This is a genomic window from Corynebacterium ihumii, assembly GCF_028609825.1.
In the GTDB taxonomy this organism is placed as follows: Bacteria; Actinomycetota; Actinomycetes; order Mycobacteriales; family Mycobacteriaceae; genus Corynebacterium; species Corynebacterium afermentans.
In genome coordinates, this window is the sequence record NZ_CP063190.1 from 932,208 (window position 1) to 950,417 (window position 18,210).

The 18,210-nt window shown below is 64.1% G+C and carries 17 protein-coding genes; 16 read left to right on the forward strand and 1 reads right to left on the reverse strand.

What is annotated here, in order from left to right; all coding sequences use genetic code 11:
* Positions 1–99: 99 nt before the first annotated feature.
* Positions 100–2,103 carry a vWA domain-containing protein gene (locus CIHUM_RS04675; RefSeq protein ID WP_074432045.1) on the forward strand — a complete coding sequence of 668 codons (2,004 nt, stop codon included), beginning with the start codon at positions 100–102 and terminating at the stop codon, positions 2,101–2,103.
* A gap of 12 nt (positions 2,104–2,115) precedes the next feature.
* Here the strand turns inward: CIHUM_RS04675 and CIHUM_RS04680 are convergent, their stop codons facing one another.
* Positions 2,116–3,846, reverse strand: a complete 1,731-nt coding sequence (locus tag CIHUM_RS04680) for a long-chain fatty-acid--CoA ligase (protein ID WP_034999993.1) — start codon at positions 3,844–3,846, stop codon at positions 2,116–2,118.
* Positions 3,847–4,086: 240 nt separating this feature from the next.
* On the opposite strand from CIHUM_RS04680, the gene rho reads away from it, so the two are divergent.
* The 15 genes from rho to CIHUM_RS04755 all read left to right on the forward strand — a co-directional run bounded on the left by rho (position 4,087) and on the right by CIHUM_RS04755 (position 18,201).
* The gene (gene rho / locus CIHUM_RS04685; protein ID WP_034999797.1) at positions 4,087–5,865 is read left to right on the forward strand and encodes a transcription termination factor Rho; all 1,779 of its coding nucleotides are present in this window, start codon (positions 4,087–4,089) and stop codon (positions 5,863–5,865) included.
* Positions 5,865–6,944, forward strand: a complete 1,080-nt coding sequence (gene prfA, locus CIHUM_RS04690) for a peptide chain release factor 1 (RefSeq protein ID WP_034999799.1) — start codon at positions 5,865–5,867, stop codon at positions 6,942–6,944. The genes rho and prfA overlap by 1 nt, the downstream gene beginning before the upstream one ends.
* Positions 6,931–7,776 carry a peptide chain release factor N(5)-glutamine methyltransferase gene (prmC, locus tag CIHUM_RS04695; RefSeq protein ID WP_034999801.1) on the forward strand — a complete coding sequence of 282 codons (846 nt, stop codon included), beginning with the start codon at positions 6,931–6,933 and terminating at the stop codon, positions 7,774–7,776. Before prfA ends, prmC begins: the two co-directional genes overlap by 14 nt.
* Before the next feature lie 25 nt (positions 7,777–7,801).
* On the forward strand, positions 7,802–8,458 hold the full coding sequence (locus CIHUM_RS04700; RefSeq protein ID WP_034999803.1) for an L-threonylcarbamoyladenylate synthase: 657 nt from the start codon (positions 7,802–7,804) through the stop codon (positions 8,456–8,458).
* Between the two features lie 6 nt (positions 8,459–8,464).
* Positions 8,465–9,628 (forward strand): MraY family glycosyltransferase, encoded by a 1,164-nt coding sequence (locus CIHUM_RS04705; protein ID WP_034999805.1) that lies wholly within the window; start codon positions 8,465–8,467, stop codon positions 9,626–9,628.
* A 19-nt stretch (positions 9,629–9,647) separates the two neighbouring features.
* On the forward strand, positions 9,648–10,046 hold the full coding sequence (locus CIHUM_RS04710) for a Cg1360 family ATP-synthase-associated protein (protein ID WP_051106494.1): 399 nt from the start codon (positions 9,648–9,650) through the stop codon (positions 10,044–10,046).
* Positions 10,047–10,401: 355 nt separating this feature from the next.
* On the forward strand, positions 10,402–11,196 hold the full coding sequence (gene atpB, locus CIHUM_RS04715) for a F0F1 ATP synthase subunit A (RefSeq protein WP_034999809.1): 795 nt from the start codon (positions 10,402–10,404) through the stop codon (positions 11,194–11,196).
* A 97-nt stretch (positions 11,197–11,293) separates the two neighbouring features.
* Positions 11,294–11,539, forward strand: a complete 246-nt coding sequence (locus CIHUM_RS04720) for an ATP synthase F0 subunit C (RefSeq protein ID WP_034999811.1) — start codon at positions 11,294–11,296, stop codon at positions 11,537–11,539.
* A gap of 47 nt (positions 11,540–11,586) precedes the next feature.
* Entirely contained in the window at positions 11,587–12,159 is a 573-nt protein-coding gene (locus tag CIHUM_RS04725; protein ID WP_034999813.1) for a F0F1 ATP synthase subunit B, read from the forward strand.
* 5 nt (positions 12,160–12,164) lie between these two features.
* Entirely contained in the window at positions 12,165–12,998 is an 834-nt protein-coding gene (locus CIHUM_RS04730; RefSeq protein ID WP_034999815.1) for a F0F1 ATP synthase subunit delta, read from the forward strand.
* Between the two features lie 9 nt (positions 12,999–13,007).
* Positions 13,008–14,672, forward strand: coding sequence for a F0F1 ATP synthase subunit alpha (atpA, locus tag CIHUM_RS04735; RefSeq protein ID WP_034999817.1), 1,665 nt, complete (start codon positions 13,008–13,010; stop codon positions 14,670–14,672).
* Positions 14,673–14,723: 51 nt separating this feature from the next.
* The gene (locus CIHUM_RS04740) at positions 14,724–15,692 is read left to right on the forward strand and encodes a F0F1 ATP synthase subunit gamma (protein ID WP_034999819.1); all 969 of its coding nucleotides are present in this window, start codon (positions 14,724–14,726) and stop codon (positions 15,690–15,692) included.
* A gap of 3 nt (positions 15,693–15,695) precedes the next feature.
* Positions 15,696–17,207: a F0F1 ATP synthase subunit beta gene (atpD, locus tag CIHUM_RS04745; RefSeq protein ID WP_034999821.1), complete on the forward strand. Its 1,512-nt coding sequence runs from the start codon at positions 15,696–15,698 to the stop codon at positions 17,205–17,207.
* Between the two features lie 11 nt (positions 17,208–17,218).
* A complete protein-coding gene (locus CIHUM_RS04750) occupies positions 17,219–17,587 on the forward strand; it encodes a F0F1 ATP synthase subunit epsilon (protein WP_034999823.1) in 369 nt (122 codons plus the stop codon).
* Positions 17,588–17,721: 134 nt separating this feature from the next.
* Positions 17,722–18,201, forward strand: coding sequence for a DUF2550 domain-containing protein (locus tag CIHUM_RS04755; protein WP_034999833.1), 480 nt, complete (start codon positions 17,722–17,724; stop codon positions 18,199–18,201).
* The last annotated feature ends 9 nt before the right edge of the window (positions 18,202–18,210 follow it).

The following is an 18,210-nucleotide window of genomic DNA, read 5'->3' on the forward strand; positions in this document are numbered from 1 at the left end:
GTCGGGGTCTTTACAAAGTGATAACGAGGCGTGCAGGTGTAATGAAGATCTTTTATTGTCCAAAGTGATTCTGCACACAGCACAGAAGGGCACGGATGAATGAGTTGGACGGTTTCGCAGAAAGGCGCGAGGGTTCTTCTCGCGCTGATGATTGCGGTGTGTTGTTGTCTGGCATGGGCGCCGGTGGCGTGGGGGCAATCGTCGACGGCGGTGTCGACGGTGACGGAGACCTCGTCGTCATCGACGACGTCGACAAAGACATCGTCCACGGCCTCCGCAGGCTCGGAAGACAGCAAGGCGATGCTGATTTTGGACGCATCCTCGTCGATGGTTGAGGCAGACGCCGAGGGCACACGCATGGAATCGGCGAAGAAGGCGGCGAATGAGCTGGTGGAGTCGCTGCCGGAGACCGCGAACATGGGGCTGACGGTGTACGGCGCGAATGAGTCGGATGCGCCGGATAACCGGGAACGGGGGTGTAAGGATATTGACACTCTCGTCCCGGTCGGCAGGGTGGATAAGGCGAAGTTCACCTCGGCTATTAATGGGTTGGAGCCGAAGGGCTACACACCAATGGGCAATTCCCTGCGCAAGGCCGCAGAAGAGCTTGGCGACGAGGGGGAGCGCTCAATCATCCTGGTGTCCGACGGTATCGACTCCTGTGCGCCGCCGCCGGTGTGTGAGGTGGCCAAGGAGCTGGCCGAAGATGGTGTTGATCTGGCGATCCACACGGTGGGCTTCCAGGTTGATGACGCGGCTCGGAAGGAGCTGCAGTGCATCGCGGAGGCCGGCAACGGTCAGTTCCTCGAGGCCAAAGATGCGAGCAGCCTGGCGACGTCGCTGAAGTTCCTGGCCCAGCGCGACATTGGCAAGTACAAGGTTGAGGGCACGCCGTTTGAGTTTGCGGATTCGCCGGAGGACGCCAAGTGGCTTGGCCAGGGCCAGTACAAGACGAAGGTGACCCCGGATTCGAACGCGAAGACCGACCGCTACTTCCGCGTCTCCGTGCCGGAGGGGCACAAGGCGCTGATCACTATGACCCCGATCTGGCAGCCCGACGGCCACTTCCAAGATGCTCAGGTAGAACTCGAGTCCTCCGCACAAACCAACGAGAATGACCAGAACTGCGGCAAGGCACGAACGAAACTATCCCCCAGCAGCATCGCGGGCAGCGCACAGTTCGCCATGGAACCCTACTGGGTCTCGTTGATGCGGGAGGAGCAAGCCGATGACTGCGACATGAGCAACTGGCTGATAGCCACGCAGATCTACAAAGGTGGCGCGGAGCTTGTCGACGACGTCAACGTCGAAGTCAACGTGTTCTACGAGCCGATCCCTGAAGAAGAGCAAGCCAAGGAATGGTCGGACAAGGTTATCTCCTCCGGGAAGTACGACGGCGAGGTCCCGTTCGGCACCGCGGAGGAAATCGCTGGTGGCACAGGCTTCAACGACGCGACGGAAATCAGCGAGGGCACCTACTCCGACAAGATCGTCCCCGGCGAGTACCGCTTTTACAAGATCCCGGTGACTTGGGGCCAGCGTCCGGTGCTGAATATGAAGGTCAAAGAGTCAGTCACCAACGACGCAGACTCGGTGAAGATCAAGATCTTCGACCCGACACGCCTTCAAATTGGAACAAGAGACTTCGGCTTCTACGACGAGGAAGACGAAAGCGGCCCGGTCTCGCCGGCGCAGCACACGATGTACGGCGGGGATTATCCGCACCAGGGCTACTACTTCCTACACGTGGGTATGGGTGCGAAGGGCGAAGGAAAGATTACCGGCGTGGAGCAGCCGTACGAGTTCGCGGTGATGCTCGACGGCGAGCCGGTAGACGGCGGCCCGGACTGGACCCCGACCTACGAGAACGGCCCCGAGCCGTCGGATGAGCCGATCAAGTTCGACGGCGCCAGCAGCCCGGGCGAGGAGCGGACGGTGGAGGAGACCACCGAAAACACCGAAGAAGCCGAGAGCACTGAGGCCGCCGAAGTCGCGGAAAACAAGTCGGACGGGTTGTCCCTGCCGTTGCTGGGCGGTCTCGGCGTGCTGCTGCTGGCCGTGATCGGTGCGGTGGTCTTCCTGCTCAACCGCAACCGGGCTTAGGAGCAGATTGCTTTACGACGTCGCCTTCGGCCGGCTGCCGGGGCCGGGCAAGGCGATGATGTCGAACTCGTCCCGGGCGAGGTGTTTGCGCAGGTCCTTCTTGTCGAACTTGCCCACGGACGTCTGGTCGATGGAGTCCACGAACGTCCAGTACTCGGGCGCCATCCACTTGGGCAGCACATCGGCGAGCCCTGCGCGCAGGCGGGCGGCGGTCTCCGCGGTGGGGGCGACCTCGGCGGTCAGCTTGGTCACGGCGAGAGGGCGCTCGCCCCACTTGTCGTCGGGGATGCCGATGACGGCGCACTCGATGACTTCCTCGGACTCCATGATCAGGTTTTCCACCTGGGCGGAGTAGATCCATTCGCCGCCGGAGCGGATGACGTCGCGGGCGCGGTCGTAGAGGGTGAGGAAGCCGGCATTGGTCACGGTGCCCACGTCGCCGGTGCGCAGCCAGCCGTCGGCAGTGAAGTGGTCGCGCACGTCGTCGACATCTTCGCCGCGGAAGCGTGAGGCGATCTCGCCGGGCTCCTGGGTGGGCGAGTGGTAGTAGCTGGCGGCGACCATGTTGCCGCGCACCTGGATCTCGCCTTGGGTGAGGTCGGTGGGGGCCATGACCTGGCCGTCGTTAACCACGCGGTGTTGCAGGGTGGGGGCGAAGCGGCCCTGGGAGATGCGGTAGGCCCAGCGGGCCTCACCGGAGGCGCCCGACGGCGGCCTGGCGACGGTACCCACGGTGGAAGTCTCCGTCATGCCCCACACGTGCACCACGTCCACGCCGTAGCGCTCCTCCCACACCTTGATCAGGGCGGGCGGGGCTGGCGAGCCGCCGACGAAAATCTCCTGCAGGCTCATGCGCTCGGGCGGGTTGTGCAGGTAGTGCACCATTAGCTGGATCCACAGGGTAGGCACCCCGTGGGCGACGCGCGGGTGGGTGCCCGCGATGAGCTTGGCCAAGGTGGGGGCGGACATGTCCGAATCCGGCAGCACCAGCGGCGTGCCAGCCAAAAACGCGGCGAGCGGCACGCCCCAGCTGAGCACGTGGTAGATGGGGATGCAGCACAAAAACGTCTCACCGTGGGTCACTGCCAACGAGTCGGTGGCGCGCAGGCCCGTCGCCTCGAGCCACAGGGAGCGGTGCGAATAGGCCACGCCCTTCGGTGCGCCGGTGGTGGCGGTGGAGTACACCAGCGCCGCTGCGGTGTTTTCGGGCAGTTCGGGCCATGGGTAGGACGTGGGCCGGCCGTCGAGAAGCTGCTCGTAGCTGTATACCTTGACTGAGTCGGGGAGGTGCGAAGCTGCGTCGTCAAGCGGTTCGACGCCCGTAAACGCCACCGCGCGCACGGTCGGGCAGTCCTGCAAAATTGTGCCCAGCTTCTTTGCCAACCGCGGGTCCGCGACCACGACTTCAGACTCGGAGTGGTTGACAACGTACGCGATCTGATCCGTCATGAGCTGCACGTTTAGCGGATTGAATACCGCGCCCTTCGCGGCGACGGCGAACATCACCTCGATGTGCTCCGCGCAGTTGTACAGCAGCGTGGACACGCGCTGGTCGCCATCGATGCCCAGGTCGTTGTGCAGAGCATGCGCAAAGGCCGCGGCGCGCGCGCCGATCTCGGCGAACGTGGTTTCCTCCGCGCCGGATGCGCGCCACGTCGTGCACTTCGTGTTGGCGTGGGCGGTGATGCCGAACTCCAAAATCCTGGCGACGGAGAACGGCACCTCCTGCATCGTTGAAAGCATGCAGGCCATGTTAGCGCGGGCCTGATTAGCGCAGGGCCTTCTATGCGCTACACTTCTGCGTGGATCGTGCGAATTGCACCCGTCCCGGAACTTCTCCGGTTGAGGGTGCTGGCGGCGCTACCGGGAGGAACGTTTCCCCGGGCCCGCGAGATCCGTAAGACCGCACACGACCGCTACCGGTGCATGCAAACGCGAATATCTGCGCGATTAAGCAGCTGGCTTAGCGACGAAAGGACACACGTGACCGAAACCGGCACCGCGGCCGACCTCGCCGCAATGAAGATTCCGGAGCTGCGAAAGCTCGCCGCCGAAAAGGGACTTAAGGGGATCTCCGGGCTCCGCAAGGGGGAACTCATCCAGGCCATCGTCACCGGGCAGGTGCCACGCAAGGCCGCCGCCGAGAAGGCAGCGCCGGCGGAAAAGGCAGCGCCGGAGCAGGCCGAGAAGCCGAGCCAGGCAGAGAAGCAGCAGCTTAGCGACGACGACGAGTCCCGCGGGGCATCGCGCTCCGCCGCACGTCGCGCCCGCCGCAACCGTGCACGCTCGCAGCACGACGAGCAGCAGGGCGGCGACAACCGTGACAACCGTGACAACCGTGACAACCGTGGTAACAACGCCGAGGGCGATCACGAGCAGAACCACGACAACAACGACCGTGGCAACGACCGGGGCGGCCGCAACAACCACGGCAACCACGGCAACCATGGCGGCAACAACGACGACCACCACCACGGTGGGGGCCGCCGCGGCCGTCGCGGTCGTCGCAACCGTAACCGCAACCGGGACCACAACCACGGCGGCGGAAACAACGGCAACAACGACAACCAGAACTTCAACCCGGAGGACCTGCAGGAGGTCGCCGGTATCGTGGACGTGCAGGACAACGGTTCGGCGTTCATCCGCACTACCGGCTACCGCCAGTCCAACGCGGACGTCTATGTGCCGCATAAGCTCGTGCGCCAGTCGGGCCTGCGCTCCGGCGACGCGGTGACGGGTCAGGTCCGCGCGAACGGGCAGTCCCACTCGCAGGGCAACGGCCGTAACCGTCGCAGCTACAACCAGGTAGTGCGGGTCGATTCCATCAACGGCCAGACCACGGAGGCGGCGAAGGGCCGCAAGGAGTTTCACAAACTCACTCCGCTGTACCCGAACCGCCGTCTGCGCCTGGAAACTGAGCCGAAGATCCTCACCACCCGCGTGATCGACCTGGTCATGCCGATTGGTAAGGGCCAGCGCGCGCTGATCGTCTCCCCGCCGAAGGCCGGTAAGACGACGATTCTGCAGAACATCGCCAACGCGATCGCCACCAACAACCCGGAGTGCTACCTCATGGTGGTGCTGGTGGACGAGCGTCCGGAGGAGGTCACGGACATGCAGCGAAGCGTCAACGGCGAGGTCATTGCCTCCACGTTCGACCGTCCGCCGTCAGAGCACACCGCCGTGGCCGAGCTTGCCATCGAGCGCGCGAAGCGCCTGGTGGAGATGGGTCAGGACGTGGTGGTCCTGCTGGATTCCATCACCCGCCTGGGCCGTGCCTACAACAACTCCTCGCCGGCGTCCGGCCGCATCCTTTCCGGTGGTGTGGATTCCAACGCGCTGTACCCGCCGAAGCGCTTCCTGGGCGCAGCTCGCAACATCGAGGAGGGCGGTTCGCTGACGATTATCGCCACCGCGATGGTGGAGACCGGCTCGGCTGGCGACACCGTGATCTTCGAGGAGTTCAAGGGCACCGGCAACGCGGAGCTGAAGCTGGACCGCAAGATCGCGGAGCGTCGCGTGTTCCCGGCTGTGGACGTCAACCCCTCCGGCACCCGCAAGGACGAGCTGCTGATGAGCCCGGAGGAGGCGCGCGTGATGCACAAGCTGCGCCGCATCCTCTCCGCGCTGGACCCGCAGCAATCCATTGACATGCTGATTAAGCAGTTGAAGAAGACGAAGACCAACGGCGAGTTCCTGATCGGCGTGGCCAACTCTGCACCGATGGCGCAGACGGAAAACGACGAGGAGGACTACTCCTAATGGCAGAGAAATCGCAGGTTTCGCTTGTCGACGACTACGTGGCCGAATACCAGGGCATCCAGGCCCAGATGGGCGACCCGGAGGTCGCGGGCGACCAGGACCAGTTCCGCAAGCTGTCCAAGCGCTACGCGGAGCTGCAGCCGATCATCAACGCCTACAACGACCTGACCCAGGCGCAGGAGGACCACGAGGCCGCGGCCGAGATGGCCAACGAGGACAAGGAGTTCGCCGAGGAGGCCAAGCGCCTCGAGGGCGAGATTGTCCGCCTGGAGGAGGAGCTGGCCGACCTGCTCGCCCCGCGCGACGAGCACGACGGCGACGACATCATCATGGAGCTCAAGGCCGGCGCCGGCGGCGAGGAGGCCGCGCTGTTCGCTGGCGACCTTGCGCGCATGTACCAGAAGTACTGCGAGAAGCATGCCCTGACCTGGGAGGTGCTTGACGTCGCCGAGTCCGACCTGGGCGGCGTGAAGGACATGACCGTTGCGGTGAAGTCCAAGAACCCCTCGCGCGACGGCGCCTGGTCCAAGCTGAAATTCGAGGGCGGGGTGCACCGTGTGCAGCGCGTGCCCGTCACGGAGTCCCAGGGCCGCATCCAGACTTCGGCCGCAGGTGTCTACGTCTTCCCGGAGGCCGACGAGATTGAGAGCGTCAAAATCGACGACAAGGACATCCGAGTCGACGTGTACCGCTCCTCCGGCAAGGGCGGCCAGGGCGTGAACACGACCGACTCGGCCGTGCGCATCACCCACCAGCCCACCGGCATTGTGGTGACCTGCCAGAACGAGCGCTCCCAGATCCAGAACCGCGCCCGCGCCATGCAGGTGCTGCAGGCCCGCCTGGAGCAGCTGGAGCGCGAGAAGCTCGAGGCCGAGGAGGCCGAGGGCCGCGCATCCCAGGTGCGCACCATGGACCGCTCCGAGCGTATCCGCACCTACAACTGGCCGGAGAACCGCATTTCGGACCACCGCATCAACTACAAGTCCAACAACCTGGACTCGGTGCTCGACGGCAACATGGACGACCTGATCACGGCGCTGCAGACGCACGAGCGCCAGGAGCGACTTGAAGCCGAGTAGCCTCCGTTCGTTCCTCTCGGAAGCGGTGAATGCCCTCCGGGATGCGGGCGTCGACTCTCCGGAGGTGGACGCGCGCCTGCTCGCCGCGCACGTGCTCGGCGTCGCGCCGATGCAGCTGATGTTCGCCGATGCGCCGGCGGATTTCGGGCAGCGCTACTCCGAACTCGTCGCGCGCCGCACCAAGCGCGAGCCGCTGCAGCACATCATCGGCACCGCGCCGTTTTACGGCGTCGACCTCGCCGTCGGCCCCGGCGTGTTCATCCCCAGGCCCGAAACCGAGGTCCTCGCCGAGTGGGCAGTGCACAAGCTTATCGACGCACCTTCGGCCCCCACCGTCGTCGACCTCGGCTCCGGCACCGGAGCGTTGGCCATTGCGATCACCCGGGCCAGGCCGGATGCGACGGTGTACGCGGTGGAGCGGTCGGAGGCCGCGCGTGCCTACCTGCAGCGCAACGTCGATACGTTCGCGCCCCAGGTCAACGTGGTGGCGGGAGACATGACCGACCCGCAGCTGCTCGCCGGGATCCGAGCGGACGTGGTGGTGTCTAACCCGCCATATGTCCCGGGAACGCCGGAGCTGCAGCAGGAGGTTTACGCTGACCCGCACGAGGCAGTGTTTTCGGGCGCTGATGGGATGGCGGCGATTCGCGGGATCGTGCCCGTCGTCAAGCAAATGCTCAAAGATGGCGGAGCTGTGGGCATCGAACACGACGATACGACCTCCGAGGCTGTGCAGGATGAGCTGTGCGCCAGCGGTTTTGCGGACGTGCGCGCGCTGGAGGACATGACCGGACGGGCCCGGTTTGTCACGGCGAGTAAGCTAGCCCGGTAACTGCCCGACGGCCAAGGAGCGAACATTGAGGGAAACGTACAACTGCCTCGACCCGCAAAAGCGCATCGAAGGTGTACGCGCGGCCGCCGACGCCGTCCGGGCCGGCCGCTGCGTGGTGCTGCCGACGGACACCGTCTACGGCATCGGCTGCGACGCCTTCAACAACGACGCCGTGGACACGCTTTTGGCCACCAAACGCCGCGGTCCGGATATGCCAGTGCCGGTGCTCGTGGGCTCCTGGGTGACCATCCAGGGGCTAGTGCGCGAGTTCACAGAGACCGCGAAGACGCTGGTGGAGGCATTTTGGCCGGGTGGGCTGTCCATCGTCGTGCCCGAGGCGCCCAGCCTGCCGTGGAATCTCGGCGACACGCGCGGCACCGTGCTGTTGCGCATGCCGAACCAGCCGCTGGCGCTCGAGCTTCTGCAAGAGACCGGGCCGATGGCGGTGTCCTCCGCGAACATCTCTGGCAACCCGCCGGCGACCACCGCCACCGAGGCGCGCCAGCAATTCGGCGACGCGGTGCCGATTTACCTCGACGGGGGTACCGCGGAGATCGGGGAGCCCTCCACGATCATTGATCTTTCTGGCCCCGCGCCACGGATTCTGCGCGAGGGGGCGATTTCCGCCGAACGCATTGGTCAGGTCTTAGGACTTGACCCAGAGAGCCTGCGGAGGAAGTAGCCGCCGATGAACGCCTCCGGTGTTCCGCTGCGTGAGCTGGGACTTGTCCTGCTCGTGGCGGCCGCAGTCACGTACCTGGCCACCGGGCCGGTGCGATCCATGCTCGTGCGCACGGGCAGGGTGGCTGAGATCCGCCAGCGCGACGTGCACACGCAGCCGACGCCGTCGTTAGGCGGGCTGGCCATGTTAACCGGGTTCTTGGCGGCCTATGCGCTCGCGCAGCAACTGCCCGCGCTGACCCGAGGGTTCGCGCCCGTGACGCCGGAGATGACCGCGGTGCTGGTGGGCGGGCTCGCCATCGTGCTCGTCGGGGTGGTGGACGACCTGTATGAGCTGCGCGCGCTGACCAAGTTGATCGGACAGTTTGCGGCCGCGGTGATCATGACGGCTCTGGGCATCGTCTTTACCGTTTTTTATGTGCCGTTCGGGGAGGGCACCACGCTCATCCTGGATCAAGTCCAGGGTATGGTCTTGAGCGCGCTGTTTACGGTGCTGCTGATCAACGCCGTGAACTTTGTCGACGGCATCGACGGGCTCGCCGCGGGCCTGGGCATGATCGCGGGGTCCGCGATTCTGATCTACTCGCTGGCGGTGCTGCACGACCAGGGTGGGGCAGTCTCCGCATACCCGCCGGCGATCATCTGCGCGATCCTGGTGGGCATCTGCGCCGGGTTTTTGCCTCACAACTTCGAGCCGGCGCGCATCTTCATGGGCGACTCTGGGGCGATGCTGATCGGGCTGTTGCTCGCCGCTGCGTCCATTTCCGCTTCGGGCAAGATCAACATGTCCCTCTACGGCGCGGCCGACCTGGTCGCGCTGGTCAGCCCGATCATCGTGGTGCTGGCGGCGATCGCCCTGCCGGTGCTGGACTTGGTGTGGGCTGTGATCCGTCGCACCGCGAGGGGGCAAAGCCCGTTCGCCGCGGACGCCGGGCACATCCACCACCGCCTGCTGCGGCTGGGGCACACCCACCGGCGCACCGTGCTGGTGCTCTACATGTGGGTTTCCGCGGTGGCCTTCGGCGCGGTGAGCTTCTCCGTGGTGCCGTTTAAGGTCGCGGCGTCGCTGAGCGTGGCTGCGCTTTTGGTTGCGTTCTTGCTCACGCTGGTGCCCTTGGCCAAGGGGAAAATTGGCCCGGCAGGTAGGATGACCCACCGTGAAACCGCTTGAAGTCAACGACGCTAATGCCATGTCCGACCACCGCAAGCCCCTTGTGCGCGCCCTGAAGGTGGCGAGCTGGGCGCTCGTGGTGCTGACCGTGGTTGCCCTCATGGGGTGGGGCGCAGCGCGCGACCTGCCCGGCATTTGGGCCGCGTTGATGGGTGTGGCCGTCGGCGGGAGCTTCGTGCTGCTGACTGCGGTCACTGTGCTCGCAACCTCGAACTCCTCTCCGAACGCGACCATGGCAATCGTGCTCGGCGGCTGGCTGCTCAAGATGGGCGTGCTTGTGCTGTTTTTCCTGTGGATCCGCGGCTACGACTTCTACGACCACCAGGCGTTCGGCATCACCACCATGGCCGCTCTAGTTGTGGCTTTGGGTGCCGAAACATGGGGTTTGATCACCACCCGCACTACCTACCTGGATTAGGGGTAAGTGCGGGCTGTGACAGACCTAACAGCACTGCGAAAACACGTCGTAGCAGCGCAGTTGCGGGTTTTGGGGGTTTGGGGTGGTGCGTCGGGGGGACAATTGCACAGGTAAAACCTACTTTGCGCGGATCGCCTGTTAGGATTACCGCTGGGTTTGTTCCGAGTCGATATTAACCCTCGTAAGCAGGGGAAACCGGCAGAAGAACGACATCCCCTGCCCCCGCGGAAGCAGATGTGCGACGGAGTCCGCCGCGGAGGCAGTCTTTGTTGAAGACGTCCATCGCACCGCGCGCCGAGCGCATCGGAGCGCGGCCCGAGAACGGGAGAGAACGCTGAGCGTTACAACTTTGGCCATGAAGGGTGAATTCCACGCACCTTCGCTTGGTCCAGAATTTTTCCCGGGGCAGACGTACGGCCAGCTCATTGGCGAAGACTTCGCTAATGGGTGGTTCGCACTCGATCGCATCATGCTCGTCCGCCTCTTCATGGCGGCGATTTTGGTGCTCCTCTTTGTTATTGCCTTCCGGAACCCGAAGCTGGTTCCTAAGGGGCTGCAGAATGTCGCCGAGATCGGTGTCGATTTCGTCCGCGTCAACATCGCGGAGGACACGCTGGGGAAGAAGGACGGCAAGCGGTTCCTGCCGCTGCTGTGCACCATCTTCTTCACCACGCTGTTCATGAACGTCGCAACGATCATCCCGGGCCTGAACATCTCGCCTAACGCACGTATCGGCATGCCGATCGTCATGGCGGTTGCGGCCTACATCGCGATGATCTACGCCGGCGTGAAGCGCTACGGCATCGCTTTCTTCAAGCACTCGACCGTGATTCCCGGCCTTCCGCCGCTGCTCCACCTTCTGGTGGTGCCGATCGAGTTCTTCTCGACGTTTATTCTGCGTCCGGTCACCCTGGCTCTTCGTCTTATGGCGAACTTCCTGGCTGGCCACATCATTCTCGTCCTGCTGTACTCCGCCACGAACTTCTTCTTCTGGCAGCTGAACGCATGGACGGCAGTGAGTGGCCTGACCCTCATCGCAGCACTGCTGTTCACCGCATACGAGTTGATCATCATCTTCCTGCAGGCGTACATCTTTGCCCTGCTGACTGCGGTGTACATCGAGCTGTCGCTGCACGCGGATGCGCATTAACAAAGCGCGACCACACGGCCAACTGAATAACCCCACAATCTGTCACTCGCTCACCCGCAACCCGCGGGAGAGCACTTAGAAAGGGAACGACTTTCACATGAACGACATCATTCTTGCTCAGGCAGCGGAGACCGTGAACCGCTACGAGGGTCTCGGCACCATCGGCTACGGCCTTGCAACCATCGGCCCGGGCATCGGCATCGGCATGCTCGTCGGCAAGACCGTCGAGGGCATGGCTCGCCAGCCGGAGATGGCTGGCCAGCTGCGCACCACCATGTTCCTGGGTATCGCCTTCGTCGAGGCGCTTGCCCTGATCGGCCTCGTCGCCGGCTTCCTGTTCTAAAAAACACGAACCAGTAACCCGTACATTTTTTAGATCAGGAGCAACCAATGACTAACGTCACTGCATTCCTCGCTGCTGCAGAGGCCAGCGAGAAGCTGCCGGGGGAGAATGAACCTTCCATTCTTCTGCCGGCCGGCTACGACGTGGTTTGGTCTCTTGTCGTTTTCATCATCGTCGGCCTACTTTTTGCGAAGTACGTCATTCCGAAGTTCCAGGAAGTGCTGGCGGAGCGCGAAGACCGAATCAAGGGTGGCATCGAGCGTGCTGAGGTCGCCCAAAAGGAAGCCAAGGCTGCCCTGGAGAAGAACAACGCCGAGCTTGCGGAGGCGCGCCACGAGGCCGCTGAAATCCGTGAAGCCGCCCGCACCCGCGGCAAGGAAATCGAGGCTGAGTCTCGTGCCCGCGCCGAGGAAGAGGCCCGCCGCATCATCGCCTCCGGCGAGAAGCAGCTGCAGGCCTCCCGCGAGGAGGTTGTCGCTGAGCTGCGCAACGAGATGGGCCAGAACTCCATCTCGCTGGCTGAGCGTCTGCTGGGCACCGAGCTGTCGGATTCGACCCGCCGCTCGAACACGATCGACGAGTTCTTAAGCGAGCTCGACCACGTGTCGACGAGGAAGTAGGCGAGATGAAGGCAGCTAGTCGCGAAGCACAGTCGCACGTTACGGGCAAGCTCGAAGAGCTGATCCGGAACGCCGACAATTCCGTCGCCGTGGCTGCGCAGATCGGTACCGAGCTGTTCCTCACCGTGGACCAGCTCGACACCGAGCGCGCACTGCGTATCGCCGTGGCCGACACGTCGCTGGATTCCTCGCAGCGCGAGGGCATCATCCGCGACGTCTTCGGCAACAAGGTTGCGGAGCCCACCTTGAACATCCTCACCGCTGCGGCGCAACAGGAGTGGTCGACCCCGCGCGAGTTACGCGCTGGTCTGGTCAACCTCGGCCGTCGCGCGCTGGAGCTGGGTGCCAAGGAACAGGGCCAGCTGGAGCAGGTGGAAAACGAGCTGTACCAGCTCTCCACGCTGCTCGAAGGGGAGAAGGAGCTGACCCAGCTGCTCTCCGACCGCACCGCGACCCCGGCGCAGAAGCGCGGACTGTTGGCTAGCGTGATTTACGGCAAGGTGACGATGTTCACCGAGGCACTGGCATTGCAGGCTATCGGCCGCCCCCACCACAACCCCGTCGACGACTTGGCCGAGCTGGCCGCGGGCGTCGCGGAGCTGCGTGGCAAGGCTGTCGCACGTGTGAAGGCCGCTGAGACACTCAGCGACACCCAGCGCGATGCACTGGCCCGCAAGCTGGAGCAGATTTACGGTCGCGAGATGGCCATCCACTCTGAGGTTGACCCCAGCCTCCTCGGCGGAATGGTCGTCCGTGTGGGCGATGAGGTCATCGACGGTTCGACGCGCGGGAAAGTTAACCGCCTTCGCACCGACATGGCGGCCCAGGCGACCAAATAGAAAAACAACATGCTGGAAGAAACTACCGAGAGCAGGAAGAACATGGCGGAGCTGACGATCTCCTCCGATGAGATCCGTAGCGCGATAGCGAACTACACCTCGAGCTACTCCGCGGAGGCCTCCCGTGAGGAGGTCGGCGTGGTGACTTCGGCTGCAGATGGTATTGCCCAGGTTTCCGGGCTGCCAGGTTGCATGACGAATGAGCTGCTCGAGTTCCCGAACGGCGTCATTGGCGTCGCACAGAACCTCGAGACCGACACCATCGGTGTCGTGGTGCTGGGTAATTTTGAGACCCTTTCCGAGGGCGACGAAGTCAAGCGAACGGGCGAGGTTCTCTCGATCCCGGTCGGCGAGAACTTCCTCGGCCGCGTGATTAACCCCCTGGGCCAGCCGATCGACGGCCTGGGCCCCATCGAGTCCAACGAAGAGCGCGCACTGGAGCTCCAGGCCGCAGGCGTTCTCGACCGCCAGCCGGTCGAGGAACCGCTGCAGACCGGCATGAAGGCGATCGACGCCATGACCCCGATCGGCCGCGGCCAGCGCCAGCTCATCATTGGCGACCGCAAGACCGGCAAGACCGCAGTCTGCATCGACACCATCCTCAACCAGAAGGAGTTCTGGGAGACCGGTGACCCGTCGAAGCAGGTGCGCTGCATCTACGTCGCCGTCGGCCAGAAGGGCTCCACCATTGCTGGTGTGCGCCAGACTCTGGAGGAGGCCGGTGCTCTGGAGTACACCACTATCGTGGCTGCTCCGGCTTCCGACTCCGCTGGCTTCAAGTGGCTGGCGCCGTTCTCCGGTGCGGCCCTGGGCCAGCACTGGATGTACCAGGGCAAGCACGTCCTGGTGATCTACGATGACCTGACCAAGCAGGCTGAGGCCTACCGTGCGATCTCCCTGCTGCTGCGCCGCCCGCCGGGCCGCGAGGCATACCCGGGCGACGTGTTCTACCTGCACTCCCGCCTGCTGGAGCGTGCCGCCAAGCTCAACGACGAGCTCGGCGCAGGTTCTTTGACCGCACTGCCGATCATCGAGACGAAGGCGAACGACGTGGGCGCTTTCATTCCGACCAACGTCATCTCGATTACTGACGGCCAGGTCTTCCTGCAGTCCGACCTCTTCAACCAGGGCGTGCGCCCGGCTATCGACGTGGGCATTTCCGTGTCCCGTGTCGGTGGTGCCGCACAGACCAAGGGCATGAAGAAGGTCGCCGGTAACCTCCGTCTGGACCTCGCCGCATACCGCGATCTGGAGGCGTTCGCCGCCTTCGCGTCCGATCTCGACTCCGCTTCTAAGAAGCAGCTCGAGCGCGGCCAGCGTCTGGTGGAGCTGCTGAAGCAGTCCGAGCACGCGCCGCAGGCCGTCGAGTACCAGATCATCTCGATCTGGTCCGCAAACGAGGGCGTTTTCGACGTCGTTCCCGTCGAGGACGTCCGCCGCTACGAGGAAGAGCTGCACGAGGCCATCCGCGCCAACGCTCCGCAGGTCTACGACCAGATTGCGGGCGGCAAGCAGCTTGACGACGACTCGAAGGCCGCGATCCTGCGCCTCAACGAGGACCTGGTACGCAACTTCCAGGCTTCCTCCGGCGAGCGCATCGTCCGCGAGGCCGAGGCAGAGCCGCTCGACTCCAAGCAGGTGGCCAAGAACCAGCTCAACGTCAGCCGCTCCTAGACCGCGTGAATCGCGACTAGGACAACTACTTAAAGGAAGGGAGGAAACACCATGGCAACGCTTCGCGAATTGCGCGACCGCATCAGGTCCGTCAACTCAACGAAGAAAATCACGAAGGCCCAGGAACTGATTGCCACCGCGCAGATCACCAAGGCCCAGCAGCGCGTCGAGGCGGCTAAGCCGTACGCCGACGAGCTGAAAGACGTCATGGAACGCCTCGCGTCCGCGAGCTCCCTGGCCCACCCCATGCTCCATGAGCGTGAGAACGGCCGGGTCGCGGCAATCCTCGTGGTCACCTCTGACCGCGGTATGGCCGGCGGTTACAACCACAACGTCCTGAAAAAGGCGACGCAGCTGGAGCGCATGCTCACCGATGCCGGGTACGAGGTAGTCCGCTACGTCACCGGCAACAAGGGCGTCACGCACTTCAAGTTCCGCGACATGGACGTTCAGGGTTCTTGGACCGGGTTCTCGCAGCAGCCGTCGTGGGATGACACCCACGGCGTGCGCCACCAGATCATCGACGGCTACATGGCAGGCTCCGAGTCCTCGGTGCCGCTGCGTGTCGACGGTGCCGAAGGTGGCACCGTGCGCGGCTTCGACGTCGTGCACGTTGTCTACACCGAGTTCGTCTCCATGCTGTCGCAGGAGGCTCGAGTCGCCCAGCTCCTGCCGATTGAGCCGGTGCTGGAGGAGTTCAAGTACGAGCAGCAGGACATGCTGACTACTTCCGGCGACGTGCGCCCGGACATGAACTTCGAGCCCGACGCTGACACGCTGATGGAAGAGCTGCTTCCGGTGTACGTCTCTAGGTTGCTCTACTCGATCTTCCTGGAGTCCGCTGCAGCGGAGTCGGCATCGCGCCGTACGGCTATGAAGAACGCGACGGACAACGCTACGGAGCTGGCTAACGACCTGTCCCGTGAAGCTAACCAAGCCCGTCAGGCAAAGATCACCCAGGAAATCACCGAGATTATCGGCGGCGCTGGCGCGCTGTCCGGTAGTGGAGAAAGTGACTAAATCATGACTACTGCTCACTCTTTTGATGAGCGCAACGACGAGCTGGCGGGTGCGGCTTCTGAGACCGACACCGCCCCGGCTCAGGTCGAGAACACTCAGAACCCGCGCGGTTCTGAGAACGGCCGTGTCGTGCGCGTCATTGGCGCAGTCGTCGACGTGGAGTTCCCGCGTGGCGAGCTGCCCGCTCTGTACAACGCGCTCGAGGTCGACATCGACCTCGGCGAAATGTCCCGCACGATCGTGCTCGAGGTCGCCCAGTTCCTGGGTGACAACCTCATGCGCACCATTGCCATGGCGCCGACCGACGGACTTGTCCGCGGCGCCAAGGTGGCGGACTCCGGCAACCCGATCTCCGTGCCGGTCGGCGACCAGGTGAAGGGCCACGTGTTCAACGCGCTCGGCCAGTGCCTGGACGACCCGTCGGTAGGCGAGAACGGCGAGCGCTGGGGCATCCACCGCGAACCGCCAGCATTCAAGGACCTCGAGGGTAAGACCGAGATCCTGGAGACCGGTATTAAGGTCATCGACCTGCTCACCCCGTACGTCAAGGGCGGCAAGATCGGCCTGTTCGGCGGCGCTGGCGTGGGCAAGACCGTGCTGATCCAGGAGATGATTACGCGTATTGCACGCGAGTTCTCCGGTACCTCGGTCTTCGCCGGCGTGGGCGAGCGCACCCGTGAGGGCACCGACCTGTTCCTCGAGATGGAAGACATGGGCGTGCTGCAGGACACCGCGCTTGTCTTCGGCCAGATGGATGAGCCGCCGGGGGTCCGTATGCGCGTGGCCCTGTCCGGCCTGACCATGGCGGAGTACTTCCGCGATGTGCAGAACCAGGACGTGCTGCTGTTCATCGACAACATCTTCCGCTTCACCCAGGCGGGCTCCGAGGTGTCGACCCTGCTGGGCCGCATGCCTTCCGCTGTGGGTTACCAGCCGACCCTGGCCGACGAGATGGGTGTGCTCCAGGAGCGCATTACCTCGACCAAGGGCCGTTCGATTACGTCGCTGCAGGCCGTGTACGTGCCGGCGGACGACTACACCGACCCGGCTCCGGCCACCACCTTCGCCCACCTCGATGCGACCACCGAGCTTTCCCGTTCGATCGCGTCGAAGGGCATCTACCCGGCCGTGGATCCGCTGACCTCCACGTCCCGTATTCTCGAGCCGGGCATTGTCGGCGAGCGCCACTACGCGGTCGCTCAGCGGGTGATCGGTATCCTGCAGAAGAACAAGGAGCTGCAGGACATCATCGCCATTCTCGGTATGGACGAGCTGTCCGAGGAAGACAAGATCACCGTGCAGCGCGCACGTAAGCTCCAGCGCTTCCTGGGACAGAACTTCTTCGTGGCGAAGAAGTTCACCGGCGACGAGGGCTCCTACGTCCCGCTCGAGGAGACGATCGACGCGTTCGAGCGTATCTGCGAGGGCGAGTTCGACCACTACCCGGAGCAGGCCTTCAACGGTCTCGGCGGTCTGGACGACGTCGAGGCTGCGTACAAGAAGCTGCAGGCGTAGGAGGGTAGAACATGGCTGAACTTACCGCTCAACTGGTCGCGGTTGACCGCATGCTCTGGAAAGGCCAGGCAAGCATTGTCACCGCCCAGACCACGGAGGGTGAGATCGGCATCCTTCCTGGCCACGAGCCGATCCTTGGCCAGCTCAAGGACAACGGTGTGGTGACCATCCGCCCGACCGACGGCGAGCGCATCGTCGCCGCCGTCCAGGGTGGCTTCCTGTCCGTTGTGGGCGAGAAGGTGACCATCCTGGCCGACTACGCCGTTTTCGCCTCCGAGGTCGACTCCGCCGACGCGGAGTCGCACCTCCACGACGAAGATCGCGTTGTCAAGGCTCGCTCCGAGGCGGAGCTCGCCGCGGTTCGCCGCTTGAACCAGTAACTGGTCTGGAAGGCATAAACGCCGACCGCCACGAACGCACCCCTTCCCGGGAAACCGGGAGGGGGTGTTTCGCATTTGTGCGATATGATCACAGGCAAATGTCTATCCAGCGGAGTCGAGGAGGTTGGGCCGGGATGATCGTCTTCGCAGCAATTGCAGCGATTGTCCTGGTCGTCCTCGCTGCGGCGGCCGCGTGGCGCTTCGCAATGGTGCGCAACTCCGGCGCACGCGCCATGATGCGTGAGCTTCCGGCGCAGGGCATCCACGGCTGGCGCCACGGGGTGCTGCGCTACGACGGGGAGCGGCTGCTGTTTTTCAAGCTCCGATCTCTGACGTTCCACCACGACGTGGAGCTGGATCGCCGCGGGGTGGAGTTCGAGGGCTTCAGGGACGTGACCGAGGGTGAACGGGAGTTCATGCCCGAGATCGGTCACGTCCTTCGCTTTTCCGGCCCGCAGGGTGACTTCGAGTTCGCGGCAGACCGCCACACGGAGATGGGGCTGGTGTCGTGGGTGGAGGCAGCCCCGGATGTGCGTAAGGAGCGTATCGACGTGCATTCGTTGGCCCAACGCGCGCAGCGCGAGTCGGCGCAGCGCGATGCAAACGAGCGCTAGGCCCGGCTG